We start from the raw sequence: 25,221 nt of genomic DNA, 5'->3' as shown, positions 1-25,221 counted from the left end.
GCCCCTGCCGTCCGAGTCACCCCCCCCCCGGTCGCCGGTGGGCGGGCGGCACGGAAGAGCAGAGGTCCCGTGAAGTACCCATTGGGGCACTTACTTCAGAGGAACGAGGCACTCGTACCCCACAGCGCCGGCATCGAAGTTCCGGAACCGGCCGGAAACAGGCCACCGTCGGTCACGCCGCGCGCGGGAGTCGCCACTCATGCCTCTCACTGCATGAGTGACTCTCCTGCACCGGCTCCGGCTCCGGCTCCGAAGCGTGCTTACGAGGCGCCGCCCGCCGCGGGAGCACCCGGCACAACGGAGGACAGCAAACCCGTCACCAGCTCCCCCGCCTCCGCCCTCGCGGCCTGCTTGTCCTCCGCCTCGCCAATGGCCAGCGCCGTTTCGCTGATCATCCTGAACAGGACGCGGGTCAGCAGTGGGCTCGGAGTGAGCCGTGCCCCGCTGCCCGAGAGCTCGGTGAGCATGGACTCGAGCAGCCCCATCATCCGCGCCTCGACCTCGCGGCACCGCTCCCAGCCGAGCACCGCAGGACCCTGCTGAAGGCAGATGCGCTGGTATTCGTCGTCCAGGCAGGCGTCGAGGAAGGCGTTCAGGCCGCTGATCATGCGTCCCCACGGCTCGTCTCCGTGCGCGCCCGCGCTCATCACGGTCTCGGCGATCCGCTCATTGACGCCCTCCAGTACGTGCTCGAAGAGCGCTTGCTTGCTGGAGAAGTGGTGGTAGAGCGCTCCCTTGGTCACGCGTGCCGAAGCCGCGACCTCATCCAACGACGTATGGGCGAAGCCCTGCTCCGTGAACAGTCGCGCTGCCGAATCCAGCAGCGCTTCACGGGTGGCCTCCACGTACTCCTGGCGACGCGTCTTGACAGTCATGACCGTCAGGTTATTACATACTCGCAGTATGTTGCCATCTCTGAGAATGGAACCTTCGGGGGGTTAAATGTTTGCCCGTATCGCGTCGCTGGCCATGCGTCGGCGGCGCCTCGTCTTTGTGATCGCCGTGCTGGGGTTCGCCATCGCCGCCGCGATTGCCGCGCCGGCCATGAAGGTGCTCTCGGCAGGCGGTTTCGAGGACCCGAGCGCGGAGTCGTCGGTCGCCAAGGAGGTGTTGCGCGAGCGCTTCGACACAGGCGAGCCGAACTTCATCCTCGTGGCGCGGGCACCGGGACAGGTCGACAGCAGCCGGGCCGAGGCTGCCGGCCGCGACCTCACCCGTAAGCTCACCGACCAGGAGGGCGTTGCCGAGGTCTCCTCCTACTGGGCCGGCGGCCCGGCAGCTGACGCGCTGCGGTCCGAGGACGGGCGATCGGCCCTCATCCTCGCCCGGCTCAGCGGGGACGACGACGAGGCGCTGAAGACGGCGAAGCGCATCGCCCCCCGCGTCACCGGCGAGCAGGGCGTGCTCACGGTGAAGTCGGGTGGCCGCGCGGAGTTCAACCGCCAGGGCTCGGAGCGCATCACCACCGACCTCGCCCGGGCCGAAGGCATCGCGATACCCATCACCGTCGTGCTGCTCGTGCTGGTCTTCGGTTCGGGGATGGCCGCGCTCATGCCCCTCGTGGTGGCCGGTTTCTCCGTCCTCGGCTCGCTCGCCGTGCTGCGGCTGCTCAACGAGGTGACGGACGTATCGATCTTCGCGGCCAACCTCTCCACGGCGCTCGGCCTGGGGCTGGCCATCGACTACTCGCTCTTCCTCATCAGCCGGTACCGCGAGGAGTTGAAGAAGGGGGCCGAGACCGCCACAGCGCTGCGCACGGCCCTTCGCACGGCGGGGCGGACCGTTGTCTTCTCCGCCGTCACCGTGCTGCTTTCCCTCGCCGCACTCCTGGTCTTCCCCCTGTACTTCCTGCGCTCCTTCGCCTACGCGGGCATCGGTGTGGTGCTGTTCGCGACGCTGGGTGCGCTGGTACTGCTGCCGGCCCTGCTCGCCGCGCTGGGCAGCCGGATCGACAAGTTCGACCTGATGGCGAAGTTCCGCCGGGGGCCGAAGAAGGAAAAGCTCCCCGAGGAGGGCTTCTGGCACCGTCTCGCCACGGGTGTCATGCGGCGCCCGCTGCCAGTGCTCACGGTCGTCCTCGTGGTGCTGGCACTCGTGGTCATGCCCTTCACCAAGGCGTCGTTCGGGCTGCCCGACGACCGCGCGCTGCCGAAGGACCTGGCTGCCTCCCAGGTGGGCGAGGCCGTGCGTACGGAGTTCTCCACGCCCACCGGACGGGATCTGAGGGTCGTCCTCCCCGACGACCGGCCGTCCGACAGGGAACTGACCGATTACGCCACGGCCCTGTCCGAGGTGTCGGACATCGAGCGGGTGGACACCGCCACCGGCAGCTACCAGGACGGGAAGCCCGTCGCGCCGCCCGCGCCAGGTGCACAGCAGACGTTCACGGAATCGGACGGCGCCTGGCTGGCGCTGACCACCGACGTGGAAGGCTATTCGGAGGCCGGCAAGGACCTGGTGGGCAAGGTACGCGACGTACAGCCGCCCGCCGGTACCGATGCACTGGTGGCGGGCACGGCGGCCACCTATGCCGACACCCTGGACAGTCTCTGGTCCGCCCTGCCCTGGGCCGTGCTGATCATCGCGGTGCTGACCTTCACCCTGCTGTTCCTGTTCACGGGCAGTGTGATCATGCCGCTCAAGGCCATCGTGCTGAACCTGCTCAGCCTCACGGCGACGTACGGCGCCATGGTGTTCGTCTTCCAGGACGGCAACCTGCAGTGGCTCACGGGTGACTTCACCGTCACCGGCTACGTCGACGTCACCATGCCGATTCTGATGTTCTGCGTCATCTTCGGCCTGTCGATGGACTACGAGGTCTTCCTCCTCTCCCGCATCAAGGAGGAGTACGACCGCAGCGGCGACAACCAGGCTGCGGTGGCACGGGGGTTGGAGAGCACCGGCCGTCTCATCACCGCGGCGGCGGCCCTGCTTGCCATCTTCTTCGTGGCACTCGTCAGCGCCGGCGTTACGCACGTCAAGATGCTGGGCCTGGGCACCGCTCTCGCCATCCTGATGGACGCGGTCGTCATCCGGGGTCTGCTGGTTCCCGCGTTCATGCGCCTGGCGGGCCGTGCGAACTGGTGGGCTCCCGGGCCGCTGCGGCGCCTGCACGACAAGATCGGCTTCAGCCACGGCCCGGCGGACGACGACGAGCGGGAGACGGCGTCCGCGTCCTCCGCTGCTCTCGACAGCCCTGTGGTTCGTGAGACATCACAGCACGCGACGCGGTGAATCAGTGAGCAAGAAGGCCGGCCCCGGGAAGGGCCGGCCTTCTCGTTGCGTTACGGCCGCGATCAGCACCAGAAGCTTGCCGTGGCGGCGAATACGGCCGGCGGAGTCACCAGCAGTCCGAGCATCCAACAGGCTCCGGCTCCGTACGCGGACCTGGTACAGGCCCCGGAGCCCGAGTCGAGAAGTCGGTTGATGCGCTCGGCGATGTCCCCACCCGACGCGTGCAGGGCTCCTGCAGCGGTCACAACAGCGTTTTCCACTCGGCCCGCGGCCAGCCGCGCGAGTCCGCGAGCCAGTACGTCGGCCCGGACCCGGCGTGCGGCGGCGTCATCCGCCGCCATTTCCACGAGGCGGGCCACGGCGCGCTCGGCCGCCGAGAAGAGCGGCACGTGCGGCAGCGCACGAGCGACGGAGACGGTAAAGCACGTGATGATGTGGTGGCAGCCGCGGAGGTGCGCCCGCTCGTGTTCCACCACTGCGGCCAACTCGGCCGGCGACAGCATCTTCAAGGCTGCCGTCGTCAGGACGATGCGCCCGCCGTGGGCCGCCACGCAGTACGCCGCCGGGCACGCGTGCTCAATGGCGACGGCAGAGGTGTCGCGCAAGCCGACCCGGCGCCCCAAAAGATCAACCGCTGCGACGTGGTTCTGCTGACGACGGCGCCAGCGGAGGTGGTTGCGCAACAGAACGGTGCCCACGCGCAGCGGCACCACAACGGCGATCGCGATCCCCGCACCGGTGAGCAGCAGCGTCGGGCTGCCCGAAGAGGGATGAGCGATCCACCGTACGCAGCACTCCCGGACCAGCGTATGCACAGCGGTGCACGCCAGCCCGAACCCTAAGAGGACCAGCACGGTCAAAGCAGAGGCGATCAGGCCGAGCCACAGGCCGATGGCCAGCCGCGGAGCGCGGACCGGCCAGCGCGCGCGGGCGAGCAGCGGCGGTGCGAGGACCGCCACCACCAACAGGTACGCCGCCTGGAAGGCCGTGCCCGTCATGCCCCGTCCTCGTCGCCGAGAGCACGGCGGATGGCGGACTGCAGGTCCGGGGACTCGCTGGCGGCGACGCGCTCGACGAAGTGGAGCATCACCGATTCCGGGTCATCGCTGCCGCTGAGGGCTTCCGCCATCAGCCGGGCGGTGCATGCCTCTCGGGTCTCGCGCGGTCTGTACAGGTACTGCTTGCCCTGCCGGGTACGGTCGAGCCAGCCCTTCCTGTTGAGCTTGGCCATCGTCGACATGACGGTGGTGTACGCCAGGGCCGCGGGACGTTCCGCGTTCATCGCGTCCACCACCTCACGGACAGGCAGCGGCCGGTCGGCGGCCCACAGCCGCTCCATCACCTCGGCTTCCAGTGACCCCAGGTTCCACACGCTGCGCCTCCGCTCGATTCACCGGCATGGTACCGGTGCCTGCCGGCGCCCGACCCACTGTGGCGTTCCTGGAAATCACCAGGAACGCCACAGTAGAGCTGCACGGTCGGTTACCCGACTGTCCCGGGAGACAGCCAGTGGCGGAAGGACTCCGCGAGGGCCGTACCTCGGCTGTCCGTCGGCTGCCCGGCGGGCGGCTCGTCTCCGTCGGTCGCTCCCAGCTCGGACACAAAGCCACTGAGCAACCGGGCTGCCTCCGTACGCTCAGCGCCTGCGGACGTGATGCCTACCAGCAGCGCGCCGTCGACGGTGCCGCAGAGGAGCTCGAACCGGTGCCGCAGCGGTGTTTCAGGGTGCAGCAGCGGTCCGGGCCGATGGGCGGACGGTGCCAGGCGGGGGTGCGAGTACAACTCATCGACGGCTCCGAGGTAGTTGAACGCGAAGTCGGCACCATTTGCTCCTCCGTGCAGGTGCGCCGTCGTACCGTACGCCGCCAGGGCGTGGTCGAGGCCGCCATTGGGCTGGGCGGAGCGCGCTGCCACCACGGCCTCGGTCCCCCGTTGGTCGTCCGCAACCGCCGGTACCCGGAGCGGATAGCGGACCGAGAGCCTGCCGACCGTACGCGAGAGGTCGATGGCGGCATCCGAGGGCAGGGCGGCAGCACGGCCGTGCCCGTCGACCTCCACATCGATGGCATCGCCGAGTCCGCACGCCTGCGCGGCACGGGCGAGCGCCGCCAACAGGACATCGCCCATCGTTGCGGTCCCCTGCGCGTGGGCGCGCAGCCGGTCGACGGTTGCGGAGCCCACGACTTCGATGAGGGTTTCCGCCTCGCCGGCCGTACTCTCGGGCGCTCTGCGTGCCGCTGCGGTCGGACCTCCTTCCGGAGGCGAGCTGTGTCCGGCCAGCCGGCGGGCCCATTCGGCCGCGGGCAGGGACACCGGCGGGAGTACGGCCTCTCCCTCCTCAACGATCTGGTCATGCGCGGTGAGGAGCTCGTCGAGCACGAGCCGCAGCGAGAAGTTGTCCACGACCAGCCAGTGCGCGATCAAGAGGAGTTCGGGCCGGCGGTTCCCTCCGCGGTCGAAGTACAGGACACGCAGGAGCGGCGGCTCGGTCAGATCGAAGCTCCGCTGGGCCTGTGCTGCACGTTCTTCGATCGTGCGGTCCTGCTCCTCGGCGGGGAGGTCGGCCAGGTCGAGCCACTCCAAAGGAGCGGTGGAAAGCTCCTTGGCAGGGTGTACCTCCTGCTGCCGCCCCTCGCGCTGGAGCGTGAAGCCGGTACGCAGCGCGTCATGGCGAGCGATCACGGTGCGCAGCGCGACTCTCAGCGCCACCTTGTCCATGGGCTCGGCCAGCTCGAAGAACAGGGCGTAGTTGTGATGCCGGGCGGCCTCTTCGCTCAGCCCGGACAGCAGCATCGCCTGGGCGGGAAGCAGGGGTGCAGGGCCCGTTACGTCGGCCGGAGCAGCCGAAGTGCTGGGAGCCGCCAGCGTGGCGACCCGGGCCAGCCCGGCGATCGTCGGGTTCTCGAAGAACTGCCGGGGGGTCAGGGCGAGCCCCGCCTCGGCAGCCTTGCTGATGACCCTGAGTGCGAGCAGTGAGTCGCCGCCCAGTTCCCCGAAGACATCGTGGATGCCGACCGTGTCGGTGGGGAGTACCTCCGTCCAGATGTCCTTGAGCCGACGCTCGATGTCGTTGCGTGGCGAGTCGCCACTGTCCTCGCGCTCGTCGGTGATCGCCGTGGAGACCAGCGGCTGTGGCGCGGGAAGAGCACTGCGGTCGATCTTGCCGTTGGCCGTGAGCGGCAGCGCGTCGAGCGTCACGAAGGCGCGCGGCAACATGTAGTCCGGCAGCCGGGCTGCGAGGTGCTCCTGCAGCGACGCGGTGAGCGTCTCGGAACCGTCGGTGGTGTGGGGGGCGGTGGTGAGGTAGGCGGTGAGCTGGTTGTGGTGGGCGGTGACGATGGCGTCCTTGACCGCCGGGTGGGCATTGAGGTGGGCCTCGATCTCCCCGAGCTCGATGCGGTAACCGTTGATCTTCACCTGGTGGTCGTTGCGGCCGAGGAACTCGATGTTGCCGTCCGGGAGGTACCGGCCCAGATCCCCGGTCCGGTACAGGCGCTCACCGGTCATGGGGTGGGTGATGAACCGCTCGGCAGTCTTCTCCGCATCGCCCCAATACCCGCGTGCCACGCCGGTACCGCCGATGTACAGCTCACCAGGCACCCACGTCGGGGCAGCCTCCAGCCTGCCGTCCAGCACCGCAAAGGACTGATTCGCCAGCGGACGGCCGTAGGGAATGCTCCGCCAGCCCGGATCGACTTCCTGGATCGGGTGGTGGATCGACCAGATCGATGCCTCCGTGGCACCGCCCAGGCTCAGTACGTGGGCGTTGGGTGCGGTGTCCTGGATGCGTCCGGGCAGAGAGAGCGGTATCCAGTCGCCGCTGAGGAGGACCAGCCGGAGCCTCTCGACGGTCTCACCGTTGGCGGCCGCGTAATCGGTGAACATCTCCATCAGCGCCGGCACCGAATTCCACACCGATACGCCCTGTTCGCGGGCTGTCTCCAGCCAGATAGCGGGGTCGCGGTGGGCGTCCGGCCCCGGCAGCACGACCGCACCACCGACGGCGAACATGCCGAAGATGTCCCACACCGACAGGTCGAAGCTCAGGGACGATAGTGCCAGCACCCGGTCAGAGGCAGTTACTCCGAAGCGGCTGTTGATGTCGGTGATCGTGTTGGCCGCACCGCGGTGGTCGATCATCACGCCCTTGGGCTCGCCCGTCGAGCCCGACGTGAAGATCACGTACGCCAGATCCTCGGGACTTGCCACCGCCTCCAGCGGGCTGTCATCCACCGACGACCACACCGAGGAATCGTCCACGGCCAGCACGGTGACCCCGGCCGGCCACTCGACCTCCTCCACGAGGTGGGACTGGGACAGCACGATCCGGCAACCACCGCGCTCCAGAATCCGCCGCACCCGCTCGACCGGCCATCCCGCATCCACCGGCAGATAGGCCGCTCCCGAATACAACACGCCCAGTGCGGCGACCGGCTGCTCCCAGCCCTTGTCCATCACCACACCCACCAGTGCGTTCGGACACGCCCCCAACTCCCGCAACCGCCGCCCGATCCGCGACGCCATTCGGTCGCAGTCTGCGTACCTGAGTGTGCGGTCCGGGGTGATCACTGCCGGGGCGTCGCCGCGCTCAGCCAGGTATCCGCCCAGCTCGTGCAGCAGACCCTGCGGAAGGGTCGCGGCGGTGGCATTCACCTCCGAGCGCGCCACCAGGTCCGATGCCGGTACGAGTCCGGGCGAAGCCGAATCCCACACCTGCTCGTCGTCCGCCAGCCGCTCCACCAGCCCCGTGAACGCCGCGAACGCACTGTCCACCAGTCCCTCAGGGAACAGTTCCTCCACTACAGCCCACTGGACACGCAGTGCGCCGCCCAGCTCGAACACCTGGCAGTCCAAGTAGACCTGGGGCGTCTGCGTAATGGTGTACGTCAGCTCACCGAGCGCGGTGGCCGCCTGTCCCAGGCTCGTCTCGCCCGCACCCAGCGCACTGGTGAAGACGACCGGCATGGTCGTGGGTGCGCCGGCATCGGTGCGGGCGAGTTCGCGCAGCACCTGGACACCGCTGAACGCGCGGTGCGCGAACGCTTCCCAGAACCGGTTCTGCAAGGCATGCGTCTGCTCGCGAACGGTCGCCGTGGGGTCCGTATCGGCGGCCAGGAGGATGACGGAGGTGAATTCGCCGACGACACGGTCGATGTCGGGGTGTACCGGGAGTCGGTCGTTCACCGTCACATTGAGTGTGAATGCGTCGCTCGCCGACCACGTCTGCAGGGTCGCGGCATACGCCCAGCAGAGCACCATCGAGGGCGTCAGTCCGTGCCGCAGTGCCTGCTGCCGCAGCCGTGCCCACTGCTCCGGCCTCAGCCCGAAGGACCGGGACGAGAACTTCGCGGAGGTCACCGACTCCGCTGCCACCCGCAGCGGCAGCTCCGGCGCGGCCGGCAGCTCCGGCAACCGCTCCAGCCAGTACTTCCGCGCCGCAGTACAGGCAGCGGAGTCCTCCAGTCCTTCCAGTGCCCGTACATAGTCCCGGAACGACACTTCGGGGAGCGGCATTTCGGCTTCCGGTGCCCGGTAGAAGGTGCTCCACTCGTGAACGATGCGACCGAGTGCGGCCCCGTCGGCGATGAGCAGGTCGATGGCGACGTGCAGAACGCAACGCTCCCCATCGACCCTGCTCACAGCGATCTCGAACAGTGGCCATGTTCCGGGCTCGCGCACGCGACCGGAGATCTCCGCGCGAACCGCCGCCAGCCGCTCGCGACGTTCTTCCTCTTCCGGACCGCGCAGCTCGTGGATCGCGAACCGGTAGGCCGGTACCTCCTCCAGCACCCGCTGCCGGCCGTCGTCGGTGAAGACGGTCCGCAGCATCCCGTGCCGGGAAACGACAGCATTCCACGCCGCTTCCAGCGTCGACGTGTCTGTCGCGTCCGTCTCGATCTCCGCGTAGAACGCCGCCGGCACATCCCCCAGCGCGAAGAAACCACTCCGCCCCAACAGATACGCCTGCTGCAGATCCGTCAGCGCGAACGGCTCGTACCGCCCCGCCGCATCGGGGACGGCCACGGGCAGCGCTGCTTCTTCCTCGCCGCTCCCGGTGTGCGCTCGGTCGGCCAGTATCTGCGCCTGCTCCGCGATGGTGGGGTGGGTGAGGATGTCGCCCACGGTGAGGGGCAGGCCCTGCCCGGAGGCGACGGCAGCCGTGCGGGCGGCGAGGAGGCTGTCGCCTCCTGCGTGGAAGAAGTCGGTGTGGATGCCGACGCCGTGCCGTCCGAGAACTTCGCACCAGATGGCGGTGAGCTGTTCTTCGCGCAGATTGCGCGGGGCGGAGTCGTCGCCTTCCACCGCTTCGTCCGACTGCAGCTCCGGGGAAGGCAGCCGACCGCGGTCGACCTTTCCGTTGGCGGAGAGCGGGAACTGTTCGAGGACCAGGTAGTGGCGCGGCAGCATATAGCCGGGGAGGACGGCAGCGAGGTGCTGTCGTACGGAAGCGATCAGCTCGGTGGTGTGTTGCGGCGCGGCCGGCCGGTTCACCAGTTTCGCGATGCCCGAGCGCAGGTCGGTGTTGTCGGTGCACTCCCGGCCGAGTCGGTCCGAGGTGCCGGCGGTACGTCGGAAAACGAGGTCGGCCGTGTCGGGTGCCTCGGTGAGACACGCCTCGAGTCGCCACCCGGAGTCGGCGGCGATGGCCCGTACGTCGTCGGCGCGCACTCCTTCCGTACGCGCTACGGTCGCCACTTCCTCGCACGTCGATGCGGTGCCGGCGTCGAGCACCTCAGCCGCGCGCAGGTCAGAGGCGAGGCGCGGATTGCGGACGCCATGCAGGACGACCGTCGCCATGCCGGAGTCAGCCGCTTCGCGCAGGGCCGCCCGAAGGTCGTCGAGAGGCTTCTCGGCCGCCACTTCCAGAACGGCTCCGGCGTCCGGTTCCTGGCGCTCGGCCGCGGTTGCTTTGCGCAGGATGGCGTCGTAGCGGTAGTCCGCCATTTCCGTGCACGGGTCGCCGGTCTTGGGACGCAGGCTGACGGAGGAGAATCCGAGCCCGCCCAGCTCTGTGAACAGGTCCGGCGCAACGGCCAGTTCTCGCTCGTGGAGTGCTCGCTGGGCAATCCGCTCGGCCACGTCGTCGACGCTGTCGGCGGGGGCAGCCCGGTACATCTCGACGGAGGTGTGGAAGGCGTGCAGCAGGCGGAGGTCACGGACGTCGCCCACGAAGAGCGTCCCGCCGGGGGCCAGGACGCGGGCGGCTTCTTCCAGTACCTCCAGCAGGTAGTCGCCGCTCGGGAAGTACTGGATAACCGAGTTGAGGACCACGCAGTCGACGCTGCTGTCCTCGATGCCGGACAGGTCGCGGGCCTCGGCGTGCCGCAGTCGCACGTTCTCCGCCTGTTGCGGACGGGCGTCGAAGTATGTCTGCAGAGTTTTCAGGGTTTCGGCGGAGACATCGATACCGGTGTACCGGGCGTGCGGGGCGAGGCGCGTGGCCAGCAGGCCGGTGCCGCAGCCGATCTCCAGCACGTGGCTCGGCGCGCATTCGAGTATGCGGTCCACGGTTTCTTCGACCCACAGGCGCATGGCCTCGTTGGGGATGGGCCGGCCTGTGTACGTGCTCGTCCAGCCGGTGGTGTCGAAGGCGTCGCCGACGGCACCGATTTCGGTGCGCATGGCGTCGAAGACGTTCTGCCATTCGGTGACGCGAGTGTCGTCCTGCTGGCTGCCGGTGGTGTGGGGGGCGGTGGTGAGGTAGGCGGTCAGCTGATTGTGGCCGGCGGTGACGATGGCATCCTTGACAGCCGGATGCGCGTTCAGTTGCGCCTCGATCTCCCCGAGCTCGATGCGGTAACCGTTGATCTTCACCTGGTGGTCGTTGCGGCCGAGGAACTCGATGTTGCCGTCCGGGAGGTACCGGCCCAGATCCCCGGTCCGGTACAACCGCTCACCGGTGACGGGGTGGGTAATGAACCGCTCGGCGGTCTTCTCCGCGTCGCCCCAATATCCGCGTGCCACGCCGATACCACCGCTGAACAGCTCGCCGGGCACCCACGTCGGGGCCGGCTCCAGCCTCCCGTCCAGCACCGCAAAGTACTGATTCGCCAGCGGACGACCGTAGGGAATGCTCCGCCAGCCCGGGTCCACCTCCCCGATCGGATGGTGGATCGACCAGATCGACGCCTCCGTCGCGCCACCCAGGCTGATGACCGAGGCGTCGGGCGCGGTGTCCCGGATGCGTCCGGGCAGGGACAGCGGGATCCAGTCGCCACTCAGCAGCACCAGCTGCAGTCCCTCGACTGCCTCGCCGTTGGCGGCCGCGTGATCGGTGAACATCTCCATCAGCGCCGGCACCGAATTCCACACCGTCACCTCGTACTCGCGCACCAGCTCCAGCCACACTGCCGGATCACGGTGCGCCTCCGGCTCGGGCACCACCAGCGCGCCGCCCGCCGCGAACATCCCGAAGATGTCCCACACCGACAGGTCGAAGCTCAGGGACGACAGCCCCAGCACCCGGTCAGAGGTTCCGACCCCGAAGCGCGCATTGATGTCCGCCACAGTGTTGACCGCACCGCGGTGGTCGATCATCACGCCCTTCGGCTCGCCTGTCGAGCCCGACGTGAAGATCACGTACGCCAGGTCCTCGGGACTTGCCGCCGCCTCCAGCGGGCTGTCATCCACCGACGACCACACCGAAGAATCATCCACGGCCAGCACGGTGACCCCGGCCGGCCACTCGACCTCCTCCACCAGGTGGGACTGGGTCAGCACGATCCGGCAACCACCGCGCTCCAGAATCCGCCGCACCCGCTCGACCGGCCACGCGGCATCCACCGGCAGATAGGCCGCTCCCGAATACAACACGCCCAGTGCGGCGACCGGCTGCTCCCAGCCCTTGTCCATCACCACACCCACCAGTGCGTTCGGACACGCCCCCAACTCCCGCAGCCGCCGCCCGATCCGCGACGCCAGCCGATCGCACTCCCCAAAACTGAGCGTCCGGCCCGCAGCGATCACCGCCGGGGCGTCGCCGCGCTCAGCCAGGTATCCGCCCAGCTCATGCAGCAGACCCTCGGGCACCGCGGCGACCGTCGCGTTCGCCTCTGAACGGGCTACCAGCTCCGCAGGCGGCACCAGCCCCTGCACAGCCGCATCCCATACCTCCTCATCATCGGCCAGCCGCTCCACCAGGCCCGTGAACGCACCGAACGCCGCATCCACCAAGCCGTCGGGGAACAGTTCCTCCACCACGGCCCACTGCACCCGCAATTCGCCCCCCAGCTCGAACACCTGGCATTCGATGGCGACCTGCGGTGCTGTGGCCGAGACATGCGCAAGGCCACGGAACCAGTCGGGCGTGTTCTCGTCGAGGTCCTGGCCGAGGACGGCGTCGAACACGTACGGCATGGTGGTGCGGCTGCCGTCGCCGCTCCGGGCGAGTTCCCGCAGTACCTGGACTCCGCTGAAGGCACGGTGCTCGAACCCTTCCCAGAACCGGTCCTGGAGAGCGGCTACCTGGTCACACGCCGGGGCGCCGGGATCCGCGTCCACGGCCACCAGAACCTGGGAGGTGAATTCGCCGACGACGCGGTCGATGTCGCGATGCACCGGCAGCCGGTCGTTCACCGTCACATTCAGCGTGAACTCATCCGTCGCCGACCACGCCCGCAGCGTCGCCGCGTACGCCCAGCACAGCACCATCGACGGCGTCAGCCCATGGCGCAGCGCCGCCTGCCGCAGCCGCGCCCACTGCTCGGCCCGCAGCCCGAACGACCGGGACGAGAACTTCGCGGAGGTCACCGACTCCGCCGCCACCCGCAACGGCAGCTCCGGTGCCGCCGGCAGCTCCGGCAGCCGCTCCAGCCAGTACTCCCGCGCCACGGCGTGAACGGCGGAGTCCTCCGCCCCCTCCAACGCCCGCACGTAGTCCCGGAACGACACCTCTGGGGCCGGGTCCAGGTGTCCGCCCGAGTTGAGGGTCAGCCATTCGCCGACTATCCGGCGAATGCTCGGGGCGTCGGCGATGAGGAGGTCGATGGCGAAGTGCAGAACACAACGCTCCCCCTCGACCCGGCTGACGACGATCTCGAACAGCGGCCACTCCCCCGGCTCCCGCACCCGGCCGGAAATCTCCGCACGCAGCCCTTCGAGCCGACCGCGCCGCTCTTCCTCTTCGAGGCCGCGGAGGTCCTGCACCGCGAACCGGTAACCGGGGACCTCCTCCAGCACCCGCTGCAGGCCGTCGTCCGTGAATACCGTCCGCAGCATCCCGTGCCGCGACACCACCTCATCCCAAGCCGCCTCCAAGGCCGGGACATCGAGCGCGTCCGCCTCGATCTCGGCATAGAACGCCGCCGGCACATCCCCCAGTGCGAAGAAACCACCCCGTCCCAACAGATACGCCTGTTGCAGATCCGTCAGCGCGAACGGCTCGCACCGGCCCACCACATCAGGAACGAGCCCTTCGCGCTGCTCCGTGCGAGGCGCCTCGTCCATGAGGCCGAGGGCGGTCCCGGCGAGATCTCGGGCGCTCACCGGGTGGCGGAGCATCGACAGGCCCAGCTCAATGCCGAAACGCGCGTCGAGGACAGCGTTGAGTTCCACCGCGGTCAGCGACTCGAGTGTGGCCGGCGTGTCGATGCCGGCGTCGGGTTCGAGAGTGGCGGCGGTGACGAGGAATGTCCGTACGGCCTCGGCGAGCAGGCGACATCGCCCATCGCGGTCCGTCTCCGCCAGCAATGCCGCGGGGAAGCCGGGGTCGGCGAGGCCGTGGCCGGAGGCGGGCGTGGGCGCGGTGTTCATGCGGTTCTCCTCGACGTCGCAGCACTGGGTGCAGGGACTGACGCTCCCCGGAAGCGACATTCGGGCGCAGCACCGTCGGTACAGAGCTTTCGTGGGTGCCCGATCGGCTACCTCATCGGGCCTGTGGAGGTAGACCTTCGAGGTGATCGTCCTCGGCATCCCGGCTGCACGGGGCGGACCTAGCGTCGGAGTCGGTTGGTTGTCGATCGAGGAGGTTGTGGTGTCGTCGGACAAGGACTGTTACCCGTCGTCTGTCGCTCCGGAGGCCAGTGGGCTCTCCATCCCGGAAAGCCTGCTGGCGGCCCGCCCGTCCACCGGACTCACCGTCCTCGACGGCGACTTGGCCCCCACTCGTATGCGCTACCGGGAGCTCGCGGAGCTGGCCGAGACGGCAGCCAGGTCTCTCCGGGCACAGGGCGTATCAGCAGGTGACCGGGTGTGTTTGCTCGCGCCCACGACCAAGGATCTGCTCATCACGCTGTTCGGCATCTGGCGGCTCGGTGCTGCTCCTGTTGTACTGCCACGTCCCCGACGGGCGGACGCGGAGACGTTCGTCGAGGAGATCCAGCGCCGGGTGAAGGCCGCGGCGCCCGCACTTCTCGTCACCACGGAGAGCAACGCCGCTCTCTTCGCCGGCCGACTGGCCGTTCGTACGATCAGCCTCCGGCAGCTCAGCAGTGGCACCTCGCGGACCACGGCGCCGCTGCCGATGCCGTCTCCCGACAGCATCGGTCTACTGCAATTCACGTCGGGCACCACGGCCGCGTCGCGCGCGGTACCCGTCACGCAGGCCCAGCTCATCGCGAACATCGCCGCAACACGCGCACACACCGGTTCCGGCGCGAGCGATGTCTATGTCAGCTGGCTGCCCCTGTACCACGACATGGGCATCGTGTCCCTCGCCGGCATGGCGGCCAGCGGTACCAACATCGTGCTGATGCCGACGGAAACGTTCATGGAACAGCCTGCCTGCTGGATGCGGACCGTCAGCGACTACGGCGGCACGATCACCGCCGCGCCCAACTTCGCTTACGGGCTCGCGGCGAAGGTGCAGTCCTTGCGGCCCGCGGCACTCAACCTGTCGCAGCTGCGCGTCGCCATCAACGGGGCCGAGGCCATCGACCCGGTGGTACTCGCCGGCGCCCAGTACGTCCTGGGCGAGGTGGGCTTCGGTCCCACCAGCATGTGCCCGATGTATGGCCTGGCCGAAGCGACGCTGGCAGTGACGGGGAGCAACCATGTGACGCCCGCCCAGGTGATCGAGCCGCTCGACGCCCCCGACGCGGCCAACCGTCCGGGCGACGCTCGGCCGGCACGCCCCTTGGTGAGCTGCGGAACGCCCGTACCCGGCACAGAGGTCATCATCCGGGCTGAGGACGGGTCTCTGCTGCCCGCCGGCGCTGTCGGAGAGGTCCTGGTCAAGGGGCCTGGTGTGACGCCTGGTTACTGGAGCGCGGGAGGGCACGTCGACTCGGGCAACCTGCTGCCGGACGGGTACCTCGCCACTGGCGACCTCGGTTTCCTCGACAGCGGCGAGCTGGTGATCTGCGGCCGCATCAAGGACATGGTTATCGCGGGCGGACGCAACCTCTACCCGGAGGACTACGAAGTGGTCACCGAGCGGGTGCAGGGAGTGCGGGCCGGAAACGTCGTCGCCTTCTCCCTGCCGGGCCAGGAACGCATGGTGGTGGTGGCCGAGGGCCGTGGCACCGGCAGCGTGCTCCAGGACGTGGGCGAACGCGTCATGGAGAGCCTGCGCCAGTCTGCGGAGCACGCGCCGCACGAGGTCGTCTTCATCAAGCCCGGCACCCTGCCGAAGACCTCGTCGGGCAAGCGGCAGCGGCGGGCCACGCGAGCCCTGTACGAGCAAGGTGCCCTCGAGGTCCTCCACACCGTGCACTGAAGAAAAGCGAGGGGACGCCGGGGCGAAATCAAGGGGATCGAGGAAAGAACAGTCATGTCCGTGATGAACGCGTTGAACGCTTCGAACGTGAAACCGGCCGGCGAGCCCGCGTGGCTCCTCCCGCCACCGCCGACGGCCTCCGCACAGGCCCTGACCTTGCTGTGCGTACCGCATGCCGGAGCGGGCCCGGGCAGCTACCGCCCGTTCGCCCGACCGCTGGCCCCGCGGGTGGCTCTGCGCCCCGTCCACCTGCCGGGCCGTGAGTCCCGTATCGGCGAGCCGGCGTTCGAAAACGTGACCGATGTAGTCAGGGCTCTCATTCCTCGGTTGATACCGCAGCTGCGCGGCCGGTTCGCGGTGTGGGGGCACAGCATGGGCGGCTTCGTCGCGTTCGAGCTGGCGCGGGTGCTGGAGGCCCGTTTCGGTATACGCGCGGAGGCTGTCGTCATCTCCGGCTGTCAGGCACCCCGGTCGTCGGGTCGCGAGCTGCTGCCGCAGCGACGCGAGTTGAGCGACGACGAGCTGTGGGCGAGCGCGGCGCAGCTGAACGGAATCCCCGAGGAGGTGATGCACAGCCGAGAGCTCAGGGCGCTCCTCCTGCCCACGCTCCGAGCGGACTTCTCCGTCTTCGAGACGTACGCGTACCAGGAAGGCCGCAAGCTGAGCTGTCCTCTCCATGTGTTCGCCGGTGCGGAGGACTTCGAGGCACCGGCGGCCGACATGCGGAAATGGGAGGAGGAGACCCGTGCCGACTTCCATCTGACGGAGCTGCCCGGAGGGCACTTCTTCCACCTGGACGATGCGGCGGGGTTCGGCGGCCGCCTGGCCGACGCCCTGTGCGGACAGCGCGCCGGCCAGTAGACCGTGGAACAGTCACATCGCGCTGGGTACGGACTCCAGGTTGACCAGGCCGAGCCGGATACCGCTGGCCACCGCCATCGTGCGGTTCTGGCAGCCGAGCTTCACCAGGATGTTCGCGACATGGCGTTTCACCCCGTGTTCGGTGATGCCCAAGGACTTGGCGATCTGCCGGTTGCTCAGGCCGTGCGTCATCAGTTCCAGCACCGTCAGCTCCCGGGCAGTGAGCTGGAATCGCTGCTGATGGGCCTGCGGTCCGGCATCCGCGGCAAGCGCGAACAGTTCGCGCATGGTGTTGCGGGAAACCGAGACCGTCCCTCGCCCCAGCGCGTCCAGCGTCTCGGCGAAGGAGCCGTCGGACAGGTCCTCCTCACGGAGGACCGCGTCGATGGGGAGTTCCGCGGCGACGTGCAGCCGGTCGCGGTCCAGCCGGTCACGGTCGCGAGACCCGGCGAGGAGCACCAGCCGGGTGCAGCAGCACGACCAGAGCGGCCGGAGGCAACGCACCCGTTCGGTGAGCGCGCGGACGGACAGCAGCACTGTGCACGCGCGGCTGAGCTGCGGCTCGGGCACCTCTTCCGGGGTCGCCACGGCGGTCAAAACGCCTCCGGGTCGTGCTTCCTCCAGCAAGTGCTGCAGCCCCCGACGCGTCATGGAGTGTGGCTCGATGAGCACGGTGTCCCGTCTGCCTCTTGGGCGAGAACAGTCCTCTCCGTTCGGACATTCAGACGAATCGGCCCCAGCCATGTGCGTGCTCAGCATCGAATAACCCCCGTATGGCATCCGGATGTTGTGAGTGCGAACGATCCAGTGACGTCTGGGCGCCCCCGCCACCCCAGTCGAAAACAAGCCCCCAGAGACTGTAGGTATGTTCCATACCGATGCCATGTACTGTGGTGCGCAGTAGTTCTAGTGTCAAGCCAGTTCACGTTGTGTAACCGTCGTTGTCGCAGGCAAGAGGGGAAGTCCCGATGAACGTCGATGTCGCAGTCGTGGGCGGCGGAGCCGCAGGTGTCGATGCGGCAGTCGCTGTCCGGGAGCAGAAACCGGGCAGCACCGTTGCTCTGATCACGCCGGACCAGAACCTCTCCTACCGGCCCTGGCTGGTGTATCTTCCCGCCGATGCCGTCTCCGCAGCGGACATGACCATTCCACTGTCCGAAATCGCCGACCGGCACGGCTTCGAGCTGGTGCATGGCAAGGTGACTCAAGTCGACCCGGACACTTCGCAGATCACCGCCGGCCCCGAGTCCGCGGTCATTGAGTACAAGCAGCTCATCCTCGCACCGGGCGCGCCCGCCGACCGGGCCCGCATAGCAGGCGCGGAAAAGCACGCCATCTTCCCGTGCGACGCGGACGACGCACGCGAACTGATTGACCGCCTGGACGAACTGCCCGATGCCACCGTGCTGTTCGTACTCACCGGTGAACGCATCGGCCCGGGGCTCGAATACGCCGGGTGGGTGACCCGCGCCGCGCGCGCGAAGGGCCGGGGCCGCGTACGGATCACCGTGGTGGAGGACGGTGACGCCCTGGACCGGCAGTTCGGCGCCCGCGCCGCCCAGCGCATCCTGCAGGGCGCGGCAACGCTCGGCATCCACCACATCAGGCACGCCGACATCGAACGGATCGCGGACGGCGAGCTGGTACTCACGGACCGGACTGTCGACGCCGACCTCATCGCCGTGACCAGCCCACTGCGCGGCCCCGACCTCGGGCTGCCAAGTCATCTCCTCGACTCACGCGGCATGTTGACGGTGGACGCCACACTCGCCGTGCCCGCTTTCCGGAACATCTTCGCCGCCGGCGACTTCAGCGACGTACAGGGCGTGGGTGCCGACCTCCCCAAGACATGGATCATGGCACGCCTGCAGGCGGAGACCGCGGCGCGCAACGTCGTGGCGGCCCTGCGCGGCGAACCGACCGTCGAACTGGACCGGCGCAAGGTGTCGCGCATGGCAGCGATCTCCATGCCCGACGTCGGCGGACAAACCCTCTTCGTCCGCAACCGCAAGCCCGTCATCGGCGGTAGCTGGCCATTGCGACTGCGCTACCGCATGGACGCCAAGTACCTGACGCGCTACCGCACTACGCCCGGCGCCACGCGTCCCCTCATGTAACCGGGGCGTCCTCGGCGACGGACAGCGCGCCGAAGCCGCAACGTTGCGGGTGTCGACCCCGTGCCTGTCGGTACGTGCACCCCGGAATCAGCACCCGGGATGCACGGCACCGCCAAGGAGCGCTACCGGGGGCCAGTGCCAGGGCCACTGCGCACGGCCGGCAACGTCGTCTCGCACCACAGGCCCGAAGCCGACTGCGGCGTCGGCGCGGGCGACGTATGCGGCCTCGGTGAGCAGTTCATGGAAGGCGGCCGCGGCGAGATCGTGCTGCACGAGAGTGTTCGCACGCCGACGGGACGACGGCCACGCCTCCCGAGGGAGAGAGCCGTTGGTGCCACTGCGCCGCAACCACTCGTCATCCGTGGACTCTCAAGACCCTGGCACCCGATCGATCCAGGTCCGGGTCGGTGCGAGTCACCCAGGACGGCTCCCAGTCCAGCAGGGTGTGCTCGTCGGTGCCCAAGCCGACGTCGACGACGTACCGGAAGCCGGCGGACTCGGCTGCGGCGATGCGGGGCCGGTCATCGGTGGGTGCGGCGAAGACGATGCGGCACGGCGGCGTCGACCCGGAGCGGATCATCGTCGACCCGGGCCTGGGCTTCGCCAAGAACCCCGAGCACGACGTCGCGCTGCTGGCCCAACTGCACCGACTTCGCGCCCTGGGCCGACCGCTGCTCGTGGCCGCCTCACGCAAGCGGTTCCTCGGCCGAGTGCTCGCCGGCACGGAGGGCAACCCGCCGCCGACGCGGGAGCGGGACGCGCTAACGGCCGCCGTGTCCGCGATCGCGGCCCACTCCGGCGTCTGGACCTTACGGGTACACGAGGTACGCGCCACGGCAGACGCAGTGCGGGTGGCCCGAGCCGTCGAAAGCGCAGCGGACAAGGGCAGACCGCTCCAGATGAATGTCAGGCGCCGGTGACGACTCGCACGAAGACGACCGGTTCGGCGTCGTCGTTGCGGTACGCGTACTCCTGGTCGCTGGCGATGACAGCACTCTCCCCGGGTGCCAACACCCGGGGGCCGGCCTCCAGTGCCAGTGTGAGGCGTCCGGAGAGCACGTGATGGATCTCCTGTGCGCCGCGCCGGTCCGGTTCTGCGTCGTAGTGGCCGCCGGGGGTCAGGGTCCAACGCCACAGTTCGGCTCGCGGGTCCTCGGTCGCGCCAAGGAGGAGGGCCTGGCTGCCGTCGGGGGCCTCCCACACGAGCGTTCCCTCGACCTGCTCGTCCGCCGCGCGCTCGGGCAGGGCAAGGGCGGCGAAGTCGGTGTCGAGGGCCCGTGCGACGCGGTCGACGGTGGCAAGGCTCGGGTTGGCCTGCCCCAGTTCGATATCGGTGAGCATCCTCCGGCTGAGATCACCGGCTTCGGCCAGCTGCTGCACGCTCCAGCCACGCTGCTTGCGCAGCGCCCGGATGCGCGCGCCGATGCGGGTGACGAACTCCTGCGTGGCACTGCTGCCGACGGTGACCTTACTGCCCATGGTGAGCACTATAGTGCACAAAAAAACTTGCCACCTTGACGTATGAGCAATATATTGCTCAACATGCGAGTGATTCACACTGCCCATGTCTCCGAGCAGGCCGTGTTGGCCGCCCTCCGCGAGGCGTTCGGGGATCTTTCCATAGCGAGCCGGCGGCCCCGGCCAGTTCGTCGTCGACCTGCCCGACGGCGGTGACGTCATCCACTACCCGGCCGTTGCTGCCCGGCGCCGGGGTGTACGCGCTCAAGGTCTCCCCGTACCTGCCGCAGGCGGCCGGTCCGGCGACGGTCACCGCCTGGACGATGCTGATGAGCCTGTCCACCGGGCAGCCGGTCGCACTGCTGGACGCCTCGGGCCTGACCGTGGAACGCACCGCGGCCACCACCGTGCTCGCCGCCGACCACCTCCTGCCGCCCGACGCCCGCACCGCGGCCGTCATCGGGTACGGCCGCATCGGCCGCGCGCACGCCCGCTACCTGCGGCACGTCCGCCCCGACATGACCGTGCGCGTGGTCTCCCGCACGCGGCCCGAGGAGCTGGACAGTGGCATCGAGGCCGTCGCCGGCATCCGCGAAGCCGTGACGGGCGCGGACCTGGTGATGCTGTGCACCTCGGCAGCCGACGACGTGGTGGACCCCCGCACCCTGGCCGCGGGCACGGTCACCACCTCCATCTCGACCAACGCCCCCGGAGCACGCGAGATCCCGCCCGCGGCGGTGCCGGACCTCGATGTGTACGTGGATGCACGCACCACCCTCCACGTGGCCACCGAACTGGTGCAGGCCGCCGCGACCGGCTGGGATCCCGCCACGGTACGCGGCGACCTGACCGGCCTGGTCGCCGGCAGCACCCCACGCCCCAGTGGGAAACGCCCGGTGTACTTCCGGTCCGTGGGACTGGGCATCGAGGACGCGGCCGTCGCCTGGGCCGCCTACCAGTACGACAACGAGACCACCGAGGGACGGCCCTGATGAAGATCCGTGAGTTCGCGGTCGAGCAGTGGATGAACGAGTACGAGGAGACCTGCCGGTACAACCTGGCCGAGACCTGCGTCCGCTCACTCACCACCGGTGAACTGCTGAAGCTGTCCGGCCGGCACGAGGAGGTACTGGCCGAGCTGGCAGCCACCCCGCTCACCTACGGACCGATCCCGGGCAGCCCCCGCCTGCGCGCCCTGGTGGCGGACCTGTACACGGTCCAGGGCCCGAACAATGTACTGATCACCCATGGGGCGATCGGCGCCAACGCACTCGTGCACACCACCCTCGTCGAGCCGGGCGACCACATCGTGGCCGTGGTCCCCACCTACCAGCAGCACTACTCCATCCCGGACAGCTACGGCGCCCGCGTCGACCATCTGACGTTGCGTGAGGAGAACGGCTGGCTGCCCGATCCGGACGAACTCGACCACCTGGTTACCCCGGACACCAAGCTCATCGCGGTCAACAATCCCAACAACCCCACCGGCGCCCTCATCGACGAGGCCGGCCTGACCCGTATCGCCGAGATCGCCGGCCGCGTCGGCGCGTGGGTACTGTGCGACGAGGTCTACCGGGGCGTGGACCAGCACGGTGACGGTTTCACCACCTCGATCGCCGACCTGTACGAGCGCGGCATCTCCACCGGCAGCATGTCCAAGCCGTACTCCCTGGCCGGGCTGCGGCTGGGCTGGATCACCGGCCCGGCCGGCCTGCTGCAGGCCGTCGCCACCCACCGCGACTACACCACCATCAGCGTCGGACGCATCGACGACCTGCTGGCCTGCGTCGCACTGGAGAACAAGGACGCGGTACTGGCCCGCTCCCACCGGATCACCCGCACCAACCTGGCGATCCTCGACGAGTGGGTCAGCGGCCGCAACGACATCACCTACGTGAAGCCGGCCTCCGGCACCACCGCACTGCTCCGCTACCACTACCCCCTCGGCTCCTACGAGTTCTGCACCCGGCTGCTCAAGGAGACCGGCGTCATGTTCACCCCCGGCGCCGCCTTCGACATCGAGCACACCGTACGCATCGGCTTCGCCGACGACACCGAGACCCTGCGCACCGGCCTGCACCTGCTCGGCCGGTTCCTCGAACAACTCCCCCAGGCATAACCACTCGCAGCTCCTCGGGGTGGGAACTCCTCAGCGGGTTCCCACCCCGACCGTTGCCTCGAACGACCGCCACCAAGACCATGGGGACCGACCGGCCACCACTGAAGGGAAGTTCCCAGATCCCCAGATCAGAGTCTTTAATGAGGAGGTTTGCCATAGACTGTCAAGCACCGATCCAGGGAAGAGGCGCTCGCGATCAGTGGAGTCAGCACTCCCGATAGGCCGAAGCCGCTGATCCCAGTCCGTCCGCGACCGGCTCGCCCGCCGCCACGAACACCTCTTCCTGTTCACCAAGACACCCCGGTACCGCTTCGACCTGGACCCGATCCGCCAGCCCTACACCGGCGACCGCGCACTCTCCCGACGCGCGCACCACACCGCGAGCAAACCCAACACCGCCCGCGGCACCTGGCCCCCAACCACCCGCCGCTCTGCGGCCCTTGGCCCCAGCCTCCAACCCACCGGAAGCCGCCACACGGCCGCACACCTCAAAGGCCGCAACCCCGGCACGGCATGGGAGATAGCCACCCGCCCCACCCGCCACGCGCATACCGCCGCATTCCCGATCGACCTTCCGCTGCGCTGCATCTCCGCCGGCTGCCGCCCCGGCGGCACTGTCGCCGATCTCTTTTCCGGCACCGGTACGACAGGGGCTGCCGCCCTGCACCTGGGCCGCGCACACCTCGGCATCGACATCGTCGAGAAGTACCTCCGGCACGCCCGTGCGCGCCTGTCAGCGTCCACGGATCACGGGCCCGGCTCTCCGTGACGAACACACCCAAATCTGCCGAGGACACCCCGGCGCCACGTCCGACCCACGGCGAAACACTGCCCCGGACACCCACGCGCTCATCCCCACCCGCTTTTCTCCCAGCGGGTGGGCAGCGGCCCCTCACTGCCAGAAAGCCCGACTCATGACCGCTTTCGCGTTCGCCGGCCGCTGTTCGACCGAGAACCTGCAAGTCCCCGAAGCCTCCCGCAACTGGCAGCTGACGAGGGCGAGATACCTCATCGAGCCGGTCGGCGGCCGAATCGTCGCCGAGTACTTCGACATCGGCCACAGCCGCTCCCTGCCCTGGCGCCGTCGCCCCCGTGCCTCCGCCCTCCTCGACGCCCTCAAGAACCCCGACCGCGGCTTCACCGCCGTCGTCATCGGCGAACCCCAACGCGTCTTCTACGACAACCAATACAGCCTCACCCACCCCCTCTTCACCCACTACGGCGTGGAACTATGGGTCCCCGAGGTCGTCGGGCCCATCAACGCCGACAGCGAGGCCCACGACCTGGTCATGTCCGTCTCCGGTGGCATGAGCAAGGGCGAACGCAACCGCATCAAAATCCGCGTCCGCGCCGCCACGGCCGCGCAGGCCCAGATCGAAGGCCGTTTCCTCGGCGGGCGCCCGCCGTACGGCTACCGGATCGCCGACGCCGGGCCGCATCCCAACCCGGCCAAGGCCGCCGACGGCAAACGCCTCCACCGCCTGGAGCCCGACCCCGCCACCGCCCCCATCGTCCGCTGCATCTTCGCCGAGTACCTGCGCGGCCGCGGCTACTACGCCATCGCCGAAGGGCTCACCCGCGACGACATCCACTGCCCCTCCGCGCACGCCCCCGGACGCAACCCCCACCGCAGCGGCGAAGCCTGGGCCAAGAACACCGTGCGGGCAATCCTCCTCAACGCCCGCTACACCGGCCACCAGGTCTGGAACCGCCAGCACAAACAGGAGGTCCTCCTCGACGTCGAGGACGTCGCCCTCGGCTACCAGACCCGCCTGCGCTGGAACAGCAACGACGACTGGATCTGGTCCAAGCACCCGGCCCATCCTCCGCTGCTCTCCATGGAGGGCTACCTCCACGCCACCGAGATCCGCGCCTCCCGCACCCGTGGGAAGAGACCCAAGGAACGCCGCACCAAGCTCCACACCTACGTCCTGGCCGGACGCGTCCACTGCCCCCTGTGCTGACGCACGATGATCAGCCACGCCATCCGCGCCGAGCCCTACTACCACTGCCGCTACGCCGAGGAATACGCCCTCACCAACAAGATCACCCACCCCCGCAACATCTTCCTCCGCGAGAAAGATGTCCTCCCTGCCCTCGACGAGTGGATCTCCCTACAGTTCTCACCCGGGCACCGCCAAGCCATCATCGACCGGCTCCACGCCGCGCAGCGCCTGACCGCACCCGAGCCCGCAGAGGAAACCCAGGCGATCATCCGCGACTGTGACCGCAAGCTCACGAACTACCGCAATCTTCTCGACTCCGGTGCCGCCGATTCCGGCACCGTCGCCCAGTGGATCAGTGAGACCGAGGCCCGCCGCAAGACCGCCGCCGCCCGGCTGCAGGAGAAGAAGAACCCCGGAATCACCCGGGACCAGATCAGCGGACTCGTCCACGCCGCCGGAGACATCGCCGACGCGCTGCAGCATGCCGAGCACCCCGACAAGGCCCGGCTCTACGCCGAGCTCGGCCTACGGCTCGAATATCACCACGCGCAACGCAAAGTGCTGGTCGGGATCGCTCCCGGCCAGCACTTGGTTGGTGAAAGGTGTGTGTCCGAGGGGGGACTTGAACCCCCACGCCCGATAAAGGGCACTAGCACCTCAAGCTAGCGCGTCTGCCATTCCGCCACCCGGACTAGGTGTTGCCGGCGCGGGGCTTGCCCGCGGCGACATGGACAACAATACCAAGGTTTCGGAGTGGGTTTCACACTCGGATGCGGGGAGACATAAGCGAGGGTTATGTGCGGCGCGACGGCCCGGCTGGAGGGGCGGGAG

General features: G+C 68.8%; 14 protein-coding genes, 1 tRNA gene and 2 pseudogenes. 9 read left to right on the top strand and 8 right to left on the bottom strand.

Annotation, left to right across the window (positions count from 1 at the left end):
• Positions 1-260 precede the first annotated feature (260 nt).
• Positions 261-875 carry a TetR/AcrR family transcriptional regulator gene (locus tag CCS38_RS32330; RefSeq protein WP_223736881.1) on the bottom strand — a complete coding sequence of 205 codons (615 nt, stop codon included), beginning with the start codon at positions 873-875 and terminating at the stop codon, positions 261-263.
• 67 nt (positions 876-942) lie between these two features.
• Between CCS38_RS32330 and CCS38_RS32325 the strand changes: the two genes are divergently transcribed.
• Positions 943-3,234, top strand: a complete 2,292-nt coding sequence (locus CCS38_RS32325; RefSeq protein ID WP_223736880.1) for an MMPL family transporter — start codon at positions 943-945, stop codon at positions 3,232-3,234.
• A gap of 62 nt (positions 3,235-3,296) precedes the next feature.
• Here CCS38_RS32325 and CCS38_RS32320 read toward each other — a convergent pair whose 3' ends face one another.
• The 3 genes from CCS38_RS32320 to CCS38_RS32310 all read right to left on the bottom strand — a co-directional run bounded on the left by CCS38_RS32320 (position 3,297) and on the right by CCS38_RS32310 (position 13,986).
• A complete protein-coding gene (locus tag CCS38_RS32320) occupies positions 3,297-4,232 on the bottom strand; it encodes a M56 family metallopeptidase (RefSeq protein ID WP_223736879.1) in 936 nt (311 codons plus the stop codon).
• On the bottom strand, positions 4,229-4,606 hold the full coding sequence (locus CCS38_RS32315; protein ID WP_223736878.1) for a BlaI/MecI/CopY family transcriptional regulator: 378 nt from the start codon (positions 4,604-4,606) through the stop codon (positions 4,229-4,231). The genes CCS38_RS32320 and CCS38_RS32315 overlap by 4 nt, the downstream gene beginning before the upstream one ends.
• Positions 4,607-4,716: 110 nt before the next feature.
• Positions 4,717-13,986 (bottom strand): non-ribosomal peptide synthetase, encoded by a 9,270-nt coding sequence (locus tag CCS38_RS32310; protein WP_223736877.1) that lies wholly within the window; start codon positions 13,984-13,986, stop codon positions 4,717-4,719.
• A gap of 142 nt (positions 13,987-14,128) precedes the next feature.
• Between CCS38_RS32310 and CCS38_RS32305 the strand changes: the two genes are divergently transcribed.
• Both CCS38_RS32305 and CCS38_RS32300 read left to right on the top strand, forming a co-directional pair.
• Positions 14,129-15,889, top strand: coding sequence for an AMP-binding protein (locus CCS38_RS32305; RefSeq protein ID WP_223736876.1), 1,761 nt, complete (start codon positions 14,129-14,131; stop codon positions 15,887-15,889).
• 54 nt (positions 15,890-15,943) lie between these two features.
• Positions 15,944-16,750 (top strand): thioesterase II family protein, encoded by an 807-nt coding sequence (locus CCS38_RS32300; RefSeq protein ID WP_223736875.1) that lies wholly within the window; start codon positions 15,944-15,946, stop codon positions 16,748-16,750.
• 12 nt (positions 16,751-16,762) lie between these two features.
• Here the strand turns inward: CCS38_RS32300 and CCS38_RS32295 are convergent, their stop codons facing one another.
• The gene (locus CCS38_RS32295; protein WP_223736883.1) at positions 16,763-17,338 is read right to left on the bottom strand and encodes a helix-turn-helix transcriptional regulator; all 576 of its coding nucleotides are present in this window, start codon (positions 17,336-17,338) and stop codon (positions 16,763-16,765) included.
• 380 nt (positions 17,339-17,718) lie between these two features.
• On the opposite strand from CCS38_RS32295, the gene CCS38_RS32290 reads away from it, so the two are divergent.
• On the top strand, positions 17,719-18,867 hold the full coding sequence (locus tag CCS38_RS32290) for an NAD(P)/FAD-dependent oxidoreductase (protein ID WP_223736874.1): 1,149 nt from the start codon (positions 17,719-17,721) through the stop codon (positions 18,865-18,867).
• A gap of 491 nt (positions 18,868-19,358) precedes the next feature.
• A pseudogene (locus CCS38_RS32285) lies at positions 19,359-19,787 on the top strand (dihydropteroate synthase); the annotation flags it as partial.
• Here CCS38_RS32285 and CCS38_RS32280 read toward each other — a convergent pair.
• Positions 19,774-20,346 carry a helix-turn-helix domain-containing protein gene (locus CCS38_RS32280; RefSeq protein WP_223736873.1) on the bottom strand — a complete coding sequence of 191 codons (573 nt, stop codon included), beginning with the start codon at positions 20,344-20,346 and terminating at the stop codon, positions 19,774-19,776. The pseudogene CCS38_RS32285 and the gene CCS38_RS32280 sit on opposite strands and share 14 nt — an antisense overlap.
• Before the next feature lie 191 nt (positions 20,347-20,537).
• Here CCS38_RS32280 and CCS38_RS32275 point away from each other — a divergent pair, with 191 nt between their 5' ends.
• From CCS38_RS32275 to CCS38_RS32260, 4 genes and pseudogenes are all read left to right on the top strand, one after another.
• Complete coding sequence (locus CCS38_RS32275; protein ID WP_223736872.1) at positions 20,538-21,317, top strand: ornithine cyclodeaminase family protein; 780 nt, start codon at positions 20,538-20,540, stop codon at positions 21,315-21,317.
• A complete protein-coding gene (locus tag CCS38_RS32270; protein ID WP_223736871.1) occupies positions 21,317-22,444 on the top strand; it encodes an aminotransferase in 1,128 nt (375 codons plus the stop codon). Before CCS38_RS32275 ends, CCS38_RS32270 begins: the two co-directional genes overlap by 1 nt.
• A 253-nt stretch (positions 22,445-22,697) precedes the next feature.
• Positions 22,698-23,213 (top strand): annotated as a pseudogene (locus CCS38_RS35800) (DNA methyltransferase); the annotation flags it as partial.
• A 145-nt stretch (positions 23,214-23,358) separates the two neighbouring features.
• The gene (locus CCS38_RS32260) at positions 23,359-24,408 is read left to right on the top strand and encodes a recombinase family protein (RefSeq protein WP_223736870.1); all 1,050 of its coding nucleotides are present in this window, start codon (positions 23,359-23,361) and stop codon (positions 24,406-24,408) included.
• Between the two features lie 159 nt (positions 24,409-24,567).
• Here CCS38_RS32260 and CCS38_RS32255 read toward each other — a convergent pair whose 3' ends face one another.
• The gene (locus tag CCS38_RS32255) at positions 24,568-24,873 is read right to left on the bottom strand and encodes a hypothetical protein (protein WP_223736869.1); all 306 of its coding nucleotides are present in this window, start codon (positions 24,871-24,873) and stop codon (positions 24,568-24,570) included.
• 124 nt (positions 24,874-24,997) lie between these two features.
• Positions 24,998-25,082 (bottom strand) — tRNA-Leu (locus CCS38_RS32250).
• Between the last annotated feature and the right edge of the window lie 139 nt (positions 25,083-25,221).

Source organism: Streptomyces purpurogeneiscleroticus (assembly GCF_020024005.1).
Classification (GTDB): Bacteria; Actinomycetota; Actinomycetes; order Streptomycetales; family Streptomycetaceae; genus Streptomyces; species Streptomyces purpurogeneiscleroticus.
The sequence above is the reverse complement of the archived record's forward strand: the minus strand, read 5'-3'. Positions and strand labels throughout refer to the sequence as shown.

Bases quoted from the DNA above. Each gene is read 5' to 3' on its own strand.
- CCS38_RS32330 (WP_223736881.1), bottom strand. From the start codon at position 875: ATGACTGTCAAGACGCGTCGCCAGGAGTACGTGGAGGCCACCCGTGAA.
- CCS38_RS32325 (WP_223736880.1), top strand. From the start codon at position 943: ATGTTTGCCCGTATCGCGTCGCTGGCCATGCGTCGGCGGCGCCTCGTC.
- CCS38_RS32320 (WP_223736879.1), bottom strand. From the start codon at position 4,232: ATGACGGGCACGGCCTTCCAGGCGGCGTACCTGTTGGTGGTGGCGGTC.
- CCS38_RS32310 (WP_223736877.1), bottom strand. From the start codon at position 13,986: ATGAACACCGCGCCCACGCCCGCCTCCGGCCACGGCCTCGCCGACCCC.
- CCS38_RS32300 (WP_223736875.1), top strand. From the start codon at position 15,944: ATGTCCGTGATGAACGCGTTGAACGCTTCGAACGTGAAACCGGCCGGC.
- CCS38_RS32290 (WP_223736874.1), top strand. From the start codon at position 17,719: ATGAACGTCGATGTCGCAGTCGTGGGCGGCGGAGCCGCAGGTGTCGAT.
- CCS38_RS32280 (WP_223736873.1), bottom strand. From the start codon at position 20,346: ATGGGCAGTAAGGTCACCGTCGGCAGCAGTGCCACGCAGGAGTTCGTC.
- CCS38_RS32270 (WP_223736871.1), top strand. From the start codon at position 21,317: ATGAAGATCCGTGAGTTCGCGGTCGAGCAGTGGATGAACGAGTACGAG.
- CCS38_RS32260 (WP_223736870.1), top strand. From the start codon at position 23,359: ATGACCGCTTTCGCGTTCGCCGGCCGCTGTTCGACCGAGAACCTGCAA.
- CCS38_RS32255 (WP_223736869.1), bottom strand. From the start codon at position 24,873: ATGCTGCAGCGCGTCGGCGATGTCTCCGGCGGCGTGGACGAGTCCGCT.